General features: G+C 44.5%; 9 protein-coding genes. 5 read left to right on the forward strand and 4 right to left on the reverse strand.

The genetic code is table 11. From position 1 onward, the window contains the following. Positions 1–133 precede the first annotated feature (133 nt). The 5 genes from A3762_RS00425 (at position 134) to A3762_RS00445 (ending at position 5,488) form a co-directional block, all read left to right on the forward strand. Positions 134–1,687, forward strand: a complete 1,554-nt coding sequence (locus tag A3762_RS00425; RefSeq protein ID WP_082868853.1) for an NAD(P)/FAD-dependent oxidoreductase — start codon at positions 134–136, stop codon at positions 1,685–1,687. After that, positions 1,684–2,511: an SDR family oxidoreductase gene (locus A3762_RS00430; RefSeq protein ID WP_068753579.1), complete on the forward strand. Its 828-nt coding sequence runs from the start codon at positions 1,684–1,686 to the stop codon at positions 2,509–2,511. Before A3762_RS00425 ends, A3762_RS00430 begins: the two co-directional genes overlap by 4 nt. A 12-nt stretch (positions 2,512–2,523) precedes the next feature. After that, complete coding sequence (locus A3762_RS00435) at positions 2,524–3,432, forward strand: metal-dependent hydrolase (protein ID WP_082868852.1); 909 nt, start codon at positions 2,524–2,526, stop codon at positions 3,430–3,432. Positions 3,433–3,610: 178 nt separating this feature from the next. Next, positions 3,611–4,372 (forward strand): SDR family NAD(P)-dependent oxidoreductase, encoded by a 762-nt coding sequence (locus tag A3762_RS00440; protein ID WP_068480529.1) that lies wholly within the window; start codon positions 3,611–3,613, stop codon positions 4,370–4,372. Positions 4,373–4,639: 267 nt separating this feature from the next. Continuing rightward, entirely contained in the window at positions 4,640–5,488 is an 849-nt protein-coding gene (locus A3762_RS00445; protein WP_068753581.1) for a hypothetical protein, read from the forward strand. On the opposite strand, the gene ppk1 is transcribed toward A3762_RS00445, so the two are convergent. The 4 genes from ppk1 to A3762_RS00465 form a co-directional block, all read right to left on the reverse strand. Then, positions 5,480–7,627 (reverse strand): polyphosphate kinase 1, encoded by a 2,148-nt coding sequence (ppk1, locus tag A3762_RS00450; protein WP_197468891.1) that lies wholly within the window; start codon positions 7,625–7,627, stop codon positions 5,480–5,482. The two genes, A3762_RS00445 and ppk1, sit on opposite strands and share 9 nt — an antisense overlap. A 119-nt stretch (positions 7,628–7,746) precedes the next feature. Beyond that, positions 7,747–9,165 carry a sodium:proton antiporter NhaD gene (nhaD, locus tag A3762_RS00455; protein ID WP_068753584.1) on the reverse strand — a complete coding sequence of 473 codons (1,419 nt, stop codon included), beginning with the start codon at positions 9,163–9,165 and terminating at the stop codon, positions 7,747–7,749. Between the two features lie 103 nt (positions 9,166–9,268). Further along, positions 9,269–10,510, reverse strand: a complete 1,242-nt coding sequence (locus A3762_RS00460) for a hypothetical protein (protein WP_068753586.1) — start codon at positions 10,508–10,510, stop codon at positions 9,269–9,271. After that, the gene (locus A3762_RS00465; protein WP_068473022.1) at positions 10,500–11,018 is read right to left on the reverse strand and encodes an outer membrane beta-barrel protein; all 519 of its coding nucleotides are present in this window, start codon (positions 11,016–11,018) and stop codon (positions 10,500–10,502) included. The genes A3762_RS00460 and A3762_RS00465 overlap by 11 nt, the downstream gene beginning before the upstream one ends. Between the last annotated feature and the right edge of the window lie 53 nt (positions 11,019–11,071).

The following is an 11,071-nucleotide window of genomic DNA, read 5'->3' on the forward strand; positions in this document are numbered from 1 at the left end:
AGCATTAAAGTGCAATATGCACCATATAATAATCATATTGAGTTATTTTGCATATCGACCAATCATTTTTCTGTTCATAGAATGAGCAACACAATAACGAAAAAGCTAACTCGCATAAAAGATGGTAAGTATTATGGCGACTGCAAAACACGTTCACACACTCATTGTTGGTGCTGGTCTTTCAGGGATTGGTCTTGCGTATTACATGCAAAGAGACTGTCCAGATAAAAGCTATCTAATTCTTGAATCTCGCCAACGGTCTGGCGGCACATGGGACTTGTTTAAGTATCCAGGCATTCGTTCTGATTCTGATTTATTCACCTTTGGATATGAGTTCAAACCATGGGAAGATAAAAAAGCCATTGCTGATGGTCAGGATATTCTCAAATACATTCGTGAAACGGCATCCGAAAATAAAATCGACCAACACATTCGCTACGGCCGAAAAGTATTAAGCGCCAATTGGAGCTCACAAGAACAGTGCTGGACGGTGCAAATAGAACATAGCAACAGCCACGTCAAAACCATTGAAGAAGTTAGCTGTAACTGGTTGTTTAGCGCCGCTGGATACTACAACTACGATAAAGGCTATACGCCAGAATTTCCGGAAATAGAACACTTTAAGGGCCAAGTGATTCACCCTCAACATTGGCCGGAAGATCTCGATTACCAAGGTAAAAATGTGGTGATAATTGGCAGTGGTGCAACAGCCGTGACGCTGTTACCTGCGATGACGGATAAGACAAAACATATCACTATGCTTCAGCGCACGCCGACTTATGTGATGAGCATGCCGCAAAGCGACCCGATTGCTAACGTACTTCGCGCACTGCTCCCTAAACGCCTCGCGTATAAACTAACGCGAAATAAAAACATTAATATTTCGCGTCTGATTTGGCGTTTGTGCCAACGTTTCCCTAAGTTCGCACGTAAGATTATTCGTCATAGCAATAAGAGCCTGCTGCCAAAGAACTACCCTGTCGACCAACATTTTAATCCACCATACAACCCTTGGGATCAACGCTTATGCGCGGTGCCTGACGGAGACTTATTTAATGCGATCAGCGATGGCAAAGCTTCGGTTGTAACCGACACGATCAAACGCTTTAACGAGGAAGGTATAGAACTAGCATCAGGCGAAACACTCAAGTCAGATATCGTCGTAACGGCTACCGGCTTGAACGTTCAACTGTTTGGCGGTATTAAGCTGCACGTCGATAACAAGCCCGTCGATTTATCCGATACCGTTGCATACAAAGGCATGATGTTGAGCAGCATACCTAATTTTGCCTTTGCCATTGGTTACACCAACTCATCTTGGACCTTAAAAGTAGGCTTGCTATGCGAGCATTACTGTCGACTGATAAAACACATGAGTGACAACAATCAGGCCGCAGCATGTCCTGAACTGCCTAGCCCGACCATGCCAACACGCCCTCTCTTAGATTTTGGTGCAGGTTATGTACAGCGAGTACTAAAAGATCTCCCTCGCCAAGGGTTCGAGGCGCCTTGGTACATGTCGATGGACTATAAAGTAGATCTCAAAAATCTTCGGCATGGCCCAGTGACAGACGAGAACCTGAAGCTCTATCCACCTTCGATCAATGTAGATGTGTCATCGATTAAAAACAAAACGATTAACTCAACTCAGCAACACAACAAAACCAAAGAAACGAGTGCCGCATGAAGAACTTTAAAGATAAAACCATCGTCATAACCGGAGCGGGTTCTGGAATGGGGCGCGCCTACGCGCTGGAATTTGCAAAGCTAAATGCACGGATCGCGATTACCGACTACGACGAAGCAGGATTAAACGAAACCGTAAAGCAACTCGAATCCTTGCCTCACAAAGGCATATGTAGTCAGGCATTCGATATAAGCAATAAAGAAATCGTTGATCAGTTTGCGCGTCGCGTCAAAGACGAACTAGGCCCTGCACACGTGATGATCAATAACGCAGGCATTGGTGGTGGTGGCAAGCCCGTTTGGAATATAGATGCCGAACAATACACGCAAACGCTGAACGTGAATTTTTTTGGCGTTGTCTACGGTACTCAAGCGTTCTTGCCACAGCTAATACAAAATAATGAAGGCGCGATTATTAACGTGTCGAGCATCTTTGGCCTCGTGGGAACGCCAAACGCCTCTGATTACTGCGCCTCGAAATTTGCTGTAAGAGGCTTCACAGAATCGCTGATGGTTGAGTTAGAAGACTCCCCTATTTCTGTGCATTTGCTTCACCCAGGCGGAATAAAAACAAACATCGCAATGAATACCGACGGTGGCGAAGAATTTACCGCTAAGTATCTAAAAACGCCGCCAGTGGCTGTTGTGCGAGAAGTCATTAAAGCGATTCAAACTGGCAAACAACGCATTGTGTGTGGGCATCAATCTAAACCCGTCGCCTTGCTCTCTTGGGCTATACCTTTGCGTTGGAGAAATAAATATCTGCATAACGAGATGAAAGATCTTTTTGATCCTGAAGACTATCAACTAATCAGTAAGTTTTAAGGAAGAACTAGTATGTACAGAACAGATTCAAACTACGCGCCGCTAAATGATGGCAAGCATTTTCAACCTGATATGGATGTGCGAGAGAAGTTAGATTTTGGCTTGGACGAAACCATTCCCAAATACTGGTTAGATGGTAATCCTTTCCGCACACGCTTGATGGATGCAATGCAGGTAACCTTCCCTGATGGAGAGCGTTACTTTATTACTGCCGTGCGCGCATTTAGAGACCAAATTGAAGACCCGAAACAACTCGAAGATGTGAAAGCCTTTACACGCCAAGAAGCACAGCATGGCATCGTACATACTAAGTTCAATAATTTGCTCAAAAAACAGGGTATGCCAATCGATGAGATTTTGTCTGAGCACAAAGAGATCATCGACAAATATCTCAATGAGTATTCACCCGAATACAATGTCGCGCTTACCGCAGCTTTTGAGCATTTTACTGCGCTCATGGCAGAAGCATTCTTCAGTAAAAAATATGTATCTGAAGGCTTCGATCATCGAATGAAGACGATGTTTGCATGGCATGCGATTGAAGAAATGGAGCATCGTTCCGTAGCATTTGATGTGATGCAGAAAGTTGCCAAAGTTGGTTATTTCATGCGTGTGAGGGCGGTTATATACGGAACCTATGAAACCATGCGAATCATGTTCACTAATGGGGACAAACTGCTTAAGGCTGATGGCTTCTCAAAATGGGAGCGTCGCAAAATGTTTATTAAGAACTTGCCTTGGATGTATGGACGTAAAGGCGTATTTTCTTCATTTACAAAGCCTTTATTTGCTTACCTTAAACCAGGCTTTCACCCAGAGAAAATCCCAGTGGTACACAACTATCCTGCATGGGTAGAGGAATACAACAAAAGCGGTGATCCTGCCAAAGCCTGCGATGCTCTGCTTGCAGCGGCGCATTAAGCTAGATTCTTAAGCCTTCAACCAAAGCCAAATGCTGGCTTTGGTTGCCTCCCCCCGACTTTACTCATATCATGCTCATCCACTAGCTTTACGTTTACGTAAAGGTCTTTCGTAAGTAATCAGTTCTTTAAAACAAAGACTGTAAGACAAAAATAATAGTAACGAGGATGATGTAAGAATGAATATCAATGGTGTTCCTGCAATTGTAACTGGCGGAGCCTCAGGGCTTGGAGAAGCAGCGGCTAGGTTGTTAGCAGAGCTAGGCGCAAAGGTCAGTATCTTTGATGTGCAAACAGAAAAGGCGCAACAAGTCGCCAGTGAAATTGGTGGTTTAGCATTTGACTGTGATGTAACGAGCGCCGAAAGTGCGCAAGCATGTTTTGATCAAGCTAAAGCTGCACATGGGCCAGTCGGCATTGCAGTGAACTGCGCAGGGATTGGTGTTCCGGCAAAAATTCTGGGTAAAGAAGGTCCACAGTCTTTGGATTTCTTTAACAAAGTGATCGCCGTTAACTTAAGTGGCTCATTTAATATTCTTCGCCTTGCTGCAGATGAAATGCAAACCCGAGATGCAAACGACGATGGTGAGCGCGGTGTGATCATCTCAACGGCATCCGTAGCTGCATATGAGGGGCAAATTGGCCAAGCGGCTTACTCAGCGTCCAAAGGCGGTATTGTTTCAATGACCCTACCTGCTGCAAGGGAACTCGCTCGTTACGGGATTCGTGTGCTAGCCATTGCTCCGGGATTATTTATGACGCCAATGCTGGCTTCTTTACCCGAAGCAGCACAAGAAAGCTTGGCTGCAACACTGCCATTCCCGCAGCGTTTGGGTGATCCAAAGGAATATGCACGTATCGTCAAAGAGATGGTCGAAAACCCGCTCTTGAATGGCGAAGTAATCCGTATTGACTGTGCATTACGCATGGCTCCAAAATAAGCTCAATCGCTTAATCAAGGTGTTCCAATAGTTTCTGTATTCTATCGAAGCAAACGAAAGACACCTGTTTAACTCCGTCAGCAGTTCATTCAATTCAAGATAAGGTCTCAGCGATTTTCGCAGACATTTGAATTGAATGATTAGCGCAGCAAACCTTTTGGCGACACCAAGGTCGAAATCAAAACTAGAAAATCAAATATCATGATTGAATCTTTACTACCGTCGGTCCAAAACGCAGCTAACTCTCCAGTTATAGGGTGCTCATCGATGCAAGATTGGTTAGCGAAACACCAATCATTCACTTCAAAGTACGACGATTCTCTAGTAAGAGCATTCGTTGCCGGTGCGCATTTTCGTCAGGTTAGTTTTGCCTTTGCCTCGGCTTATCAATCTGCATTAGAAAACATGTTTGATCTAGATCGAGATGCCATCGCAGCTCTATGCCATAACGAAAAAGGTGTGAAGAAGCCTCGCGAGATGCAAACTTGGGTCTACGAACAGAATGGTCAGCTGATGCTCGATAGCTATAAGAGCTTTGCTTCAGGAGGCACTGATGCGAAGACCATATTTGTTAGCGCAGTCGATCAACGTCCTGACGCAAATGGCGATATCGTACTCGTAAAATTAAACAATGAAGACAACAGACTCGGATTAGAGCCTCTACCTCCCCTTCCTTTTGTACCCGAACTGGCACACGCAAAACTCAAGCAAACCGGAATACGTATCCAGCGTGAGGATATTCTGGTCGGCAATGCGTTTAGTACGTACGTAAAACCATTTAGAACGGAAGAAGATCTGCATATTTTGGCAGCATTATGCGGCCAACGTTTATCCATTGCTCTAGAGCTAGACCAGACACAACTTGCTGAGCAATATATTGCGAGCGCGCACGCGATTCTTTTCATGCAGAAAAGCGACCGAAGCGCACCCTCAACGCACCTGACATTATCGGGAATCAAACAGCAGCTAACACGAACATTTGAACAACAAGACAAGCTTCTAGAAGATCAATTGCCTAGCTTTGCTAAAACATGGAAACGAGATAGCGCGTTGCTATCGCTCGCTGAAAGCGCACAAAAAGTAAGGACACAAAAAGCGTGGCAAAGCCTAGGCTAACTTACGCTCACGTTCTTTTGCCTTTTTAATAAGATCTCGGCGTAATCGCTCGCGTGCGTGTTTGATCCGAGTCGGCAAGACGCCATCACTCAAGTATTGATGAATCATTTCTTGAGAGCGAACTAAGCCGTTCACTTTAAACTGCCTATAAGTATTGCTCTGCTTCGCATCCAAGACACGCGCTTTCACATTGTCGCACCATTGAATATCTAACACGTCTTGTAGCTGCTGCTTCGCATCTTGATCACAAACAGGAACACTGACCTCGACACGATAATCGATGTTTCGGTTCATCATGTCTGCAGAAGAAATAAAATACTTAGGGTCGCCATCGTTATGGAACACATAGACTCGCGGGTGCTCTAAGTATTTATCGACAATACTAATGGCTTCGATATTCTCGGAAACACCTTTAATTCCCGGCACTATCGATGTCATTCCTCGACAAATAATACGAACAGACACGCCCACTTTAGATGCTTCGTACAATTGCGCAATAATTTGCTTATCGGTGAGGTTATTACACTTAATAATGATCTCGGCTGGCTTGCCTAATTTGGCATTCGAGATTTCATTTTCGATCATGCCCACTAAGCCTGAACGCTGTGTAAGTGGTGACACCATTAAGTGTTTATAGGCGTGGCGGCGATAGGTGTAGTTGATAAAATCAAACACATTGGCAACGTCTTTGCCGATCTCTTTATTGCGTGTGAGCAAACTAAAATCGGTATAAATCTTGGCGGTTTTCTCGTTAAAGTTTCCCGAACCAATGTGCGTATAAATACGCGGTTTACCATCTTCTTTACGCGTTATGGCAATTAGCTTGGTATGCACCTTTAAGCCGGGCACGCCAAATATTACGTTCACGCCGCCATCTGTTAGCTGATTTGCCCACGCAATGTTATTGGCCTCATCAAAACGCGCCTGCAACTCAACAACAACCGTTACGTTCTTCAAATTACGTCTTGCTGACAACAAGGCGTCAACGATGCGCGAATGCTCGGCTGCACGATACAAACATATCTTAATCTCTGTAACCGCCGGATCTATCGCGGCCGTTTTCAGAAGATCAATTACGGTATCAAACGAATGATAAGGGTAGTAAAGCAAGACATCTTTTTGACGAATCAAATCGAACAAGTTGCCTTTGAAATCAGCTAAAGCCGGATGGGTAACAGTATCCATTGGCTTGGCATCAATATAATTTGGACCAACGCTCGGAAACCCAATAAAGTCCTTCGAGTTATGATAACGACCGCCCGGCATCAGACTGTCGTAACGCCCCAGACCAATGCGCTTAGTCAGTAAAGACAGCATATCTTCTGGCATGCTCTCTTCGTAAACAAGCCGCTCTGGCTCACCCGATGAGCGCTTTTTGACTGATTTCGCCATGCGATCAACCAGGCTCTGGTTGATGGTCTCGTCTAACTCAAGCTCAGCGTCCCTAGTCAGTTTAAAAACGTAGGCCTCGGCTTGTTTGATATCAATAACACCACGAAATACATCAGGTAGGTTGTAGAGAATAATATCCTCTAATACTGCAAATACTTTCGTTTTGCGCCCAGGCTGAGGGGGTAATTGAACAAAGCGTGAAAGGCGATCACTCGGTACTTCTACAACACCATATCTAACCGTATCTTCCTGATCGACTGTCTTAACGATTAGGTAGAGCATCCCGTCTTCAATTTTAGGGAAAGGCAGGTCTTTTTTAAGAATGACAGGATCTAACTCAGGCAACACTTGCTCGAAGAAAATACGGCGTGCTTCTTTGCCCTGCTTCTTGTTGAACTGCTCGTACGTAATAATGTAGATGTGACGTCGATTAAGCGCTTTAAGAACACTTTTGTAAGTCACTTCAAATTGCTGCTGCAGCTCTCGTGTTCTGATTTGAATATCTGTTAAGCGATCGCGATAGAACTGTTTATCTTCCCCACCCTTTGAGAACGCAGCGAGTCGGCTGACATCGGCAACACGGACCCTAAAAAACTCATCCATGTTATTTGAAAAAATACCTAAGTACCGTAAGCGTTGAAGTTCTGGCACAGCCGCATTAGCTGCCTCTTGTAAAACCCGCTCATTGAACGCTAGCCAGCTAAGTTCCTTAGGATATAGCGGCATATCCTCAAACGTTTCGCTCAAAGCACTACCTTCCTACGCATGTTTAACTGAACATATTCTTTCATTAAAAACCAAAAAAGGCGCCCTGTAAAAGTAAGGCGCCTTTTTCAATCAATTATTTTTGAACACGTTGATCTTGCTCAAAAAGGCATATCCGTAATCCAAAAATGCACAGCAATAGAAGCGACATAACCTAAAGCGATTGCCCACGTCCATTTCAAATGGCTGAAGAACGTGTAATAGCCGCGTGCTTGCCCCATCAAGGCAACACCCGCCGCAGAACCAATCGAGAGCATCGAACCACCTACACCAGCAGTTAATGTCACCAATAACCATTGATTCACTGACATATCAGGAAGCATAGTTAACACGGCAAACATGACAGGAATATTATCAACAATCGCCGACAGCACACCGACCAAAATATTGGCCCAGCTCGCGCCCATTTGCTCGTACATAAAAATAGACGCCAAGTTGAGGTAGCCAAACGCACTTAGGCCACCAACGCATAACACAACGCCATAGAAGAACATCAATGTATCCCACTCTGCACGCTGTAATTGATCGAAAATATCAAAGGTCCCCGGCTCTGTTTCACTGATACCCGCGTGTTGTTCGATCGTTCTCAAGGTATTCTCGCCTGTGATTTTGAGGTAGTAACCGTAGAGTTTTAGAACACCCAAGCCGGTCATCATGCCTACCATCGAAGGCAAGTGAAGAACACTGTGGAAAGACACGGCCATGGCGATAGTCCCCAAGAACAAGAAGATAACCACGATACCGCCCTTCTTCACGGTCACGGCTTCATCAACACCCTCTGGCTGTCCTTTTGGCAAGAACAGTGACATCAACAATGCTGGCACAAGCCAATTCACAATAGATGGTACCAATAGTGCAAAAAACTCAGTGAATTCAACTAAACCTTTTTGCCATACCATGAGTGTAGTGATGTCACCAAACGGGCTAAACGCACCACCAGCATTTGCGGCAACAACAATGTTAATACAACCCATACCGATAAACTTTGCATTCGAACCGCCCACAGCCATCACAACAGCAGCCATGACAAGTGCCGTTGTTAAGTTATCTGCGATTGGCGAGATAACAAATGCCAAAGCACCTGTTATCCAAAAAATTGCTTTAAGAGAGAACCCTTTAGAAACCAAATATGAACGCAACGCAGCAAATACATTACGCTCTTGCATGGTGTTTACATATGTCATTGCGGCAAGCAAAAACAGCAATAGCTCAGCATATTCAAGGATATTATGCTGAATCATCACATGTGCACTCGTCGTGTCGCCCGCCATGTTGTAAGAAATTGCGACAAGAATCCAAATGATACCTGCAGCCACCATCACAGGTTTTGACTTACGTAAATGCAGGTACTCTTCTCCGATGACAAGCATGTACGCAAATACGAAAATAGCGATTGATATGCCACCTAACCATGTTGCGGTTAGATCGAGCATCTGAACTTCACCACCGCCTGCTGCCGCAGCGCTCGTAGCAATTAGCATCAGCATCATCGCTGATAGAGTTTGTTTAAGGGTTTGCATACCTGTTCCAAGTTGACCATTTGGTCAATTAATAATTTTAGATACAAAAAAAACCTGAGCGGTTATTTTCTATTCAGGTTTTTAAGTAGGCGCGACTTTAATCTTATTCGACTAATACATCAATAGTATCTTCAAAATATGGGTAGTCATCGCTATCAAATACGATACCTATACGCGTACGACCAACAGCATTAAATACCACTTCGCCCTTGCTGTTACCGTTGTCTACAGTGGCTCCCGTACCTGAAACAGTCGAGTTAACAGACCAGTCAAGATCGGCATCATCTGTGACATCTAAAGTAGAACCATCACTGAAGACTAGGATGGCCGACAGCTGTATCGGGCTATCACGCACTTCAAATGGTCCAGCTGGACTGGTATCGGTATTGTTGTAGCGAATCTCAATATCATCAGCGGTCGCAGGAACGGTTACGGTAACTGTAATTGGAGTCGTTGCGAGATCACCACAGCGCACAGTGACATCACTTGTTCCTGTTTGGCTTCCTGCACTGGCAACATTATTGGAAAAGGTCAGAACATTCGCATCAGAAGACTCATAACTCGCAATGTCAGTGACATCACGAACAATGCCTAACTCGTTTACGCTTGCTGAGAAGCTTCGCGTAGCGGAGGTATCTAAAGAAAAGTTAGCCGCTGGGGTGCTCGAAAGCGCGAGGTTGCTAATATCTGCCGCAACCGTAATCGTCCCATTCACACTTTGGCCGCCATAGGTTGCAGTAATGGTGCTAGCTCCATCATCAAAGGTTGCCAAAATACCTGATGAGCTCACTGTCGCAACACTGCTATTGCTGCTTGCCCACGAAGCAAGTTCAGTCACATTACTGGTACGATCGGCATATACGCCATCAACCATCAATTGACGATCAGGAACGCACTGAGAAGACGAAGAGGTAAAACTGCTGTACGACAAACTGATGAGAGACGCCGTCGAAACCGAAATAGATTGGGAAGCGCTAAGATCTCCCCAATTAGCAGCAATCACTGCTGACCCTGAATTAGTTCCGGCTGATAACTGACCAGAGCCATTCACAGTTACAATGCTTGAATCACTCGAAGACCATGAAACGCGATTAGTGACATCAAGCAATGAGCTATCTTCTAAAGTCGCAAAGGCTGAAAGGCTAGATTCAGTTCCCGCTTCGAGGATAGTGCCCTGCCCGTCAACCTGAATTGCGATGCTTTGAACACCTAAATTAATGATCTCGACAGCATCAACAAAAGCTTGTTCGCCATCTTCATTGCGACAAGCACTCATAACGAGGATTAAAACTAATCCAATCAGTAATTTTATAGATCTGAAACAGAACAATGCACTAGAACGCATAACGAAGTGCCACTCCTAAGCTATCAATCGTAATATCTCCCGCTGAATAATGTCTTTGCCAACGTAGATTTAAATAAATTGGGTTGGTTTTACTCAACGCTTCTTCTAAGCCAATTCCATATGAAAAGCCATCAAAGGTATCTTCTGCCAACACCTGACCGGAACTTTTTCGGCTTAACTCCAAGTCTGTCGATGAATATCCAACAACAATAAATGCCTTGGTGCCATCTCTGCTCGGCGATTCAAAACGAGTATTGATGCCATAAAGCGAAGGCATACTTTGATTCGCATCTCCGACTGAATCTTCGAGTACACCTACTCCTGCAAAAGCTTCAATCGCGATCATATCAACAATGTAATAGCCGGCTCTTAGCTCTGTGCTCGCTAGCGTAAAGTCATCGTCAGCTACAGATTGCATCACGCCATTTGCTGCTAACTCAAGATAAAAAGTTTCTTCCGCAAGCGCACTTGCAGACCAAATAAACATCAAAAAGATTAAGACTCGCATTATTTATATTTCTAAATCTAAAGGTGGAATAAAAGATATAACGTTTTGCTCTT

The organism is Oleiphilus sp. HI0125, from assembly GCF_001635355.1.

Bases quoted from the DNA above. Each gene is read 5' to 3' on its own strand.
- A3762_RS00425 (WP_082868853.1), top strand. From the start codon at position 134: ATGGCGACTGCAAAACACGTTCACACACTCATTGTTGGTGCTGGTCTT.
- A3762_RS00430 (WP_068753579.1), top strand. From the start codon at position 1,684: ATGAAGAACTTTAAAGATAAAACCATCGTCATAACCGGAGCGGGTTCT.
- A3762_RS00435 (WP_082868852.1), top strand. From the start codon at position 2,524: ATGTACAGAACAGATTCAAACTACGCGCCGCTAAATGATGGCAAGCAT.
- A3762_RS00440 (WP_068480529.1), top strand. From the start codon at position 3,611: ATGAATATCAATGGTGTTCCTGCAATTGTAACTGGCGGAGCCTCAGGG.
- A3762_RS00445 (WP_068753581.1), top strand. From the start codon at position 4,640: ATGCAAGATTGGTTAGCGAAACACCAATCATTCACTTCAAAGTACGAC.
- nhaD (WP_068753584.1), bottom strand. From the start codon at position 9,165: ATGCAAACCCTTAAACAAACTCTATCAGCGATGATGCTGATGCTAATT.
- A3762_RS00460 (WP_068753586.1), bottom strand. From the start codon at position 10,510: ATGCGTTCTAGTGCATTGTTCTGTTTCAGATCTATAAAATTACTGATT.
- A3762_RS00465 (WP_068473022.1), bottom strand. From the start codon at position 11,018: ATGCGAGTCTTAATCTTTTTGATGTTTATTTGGTCTGCAAGTGCGCTT.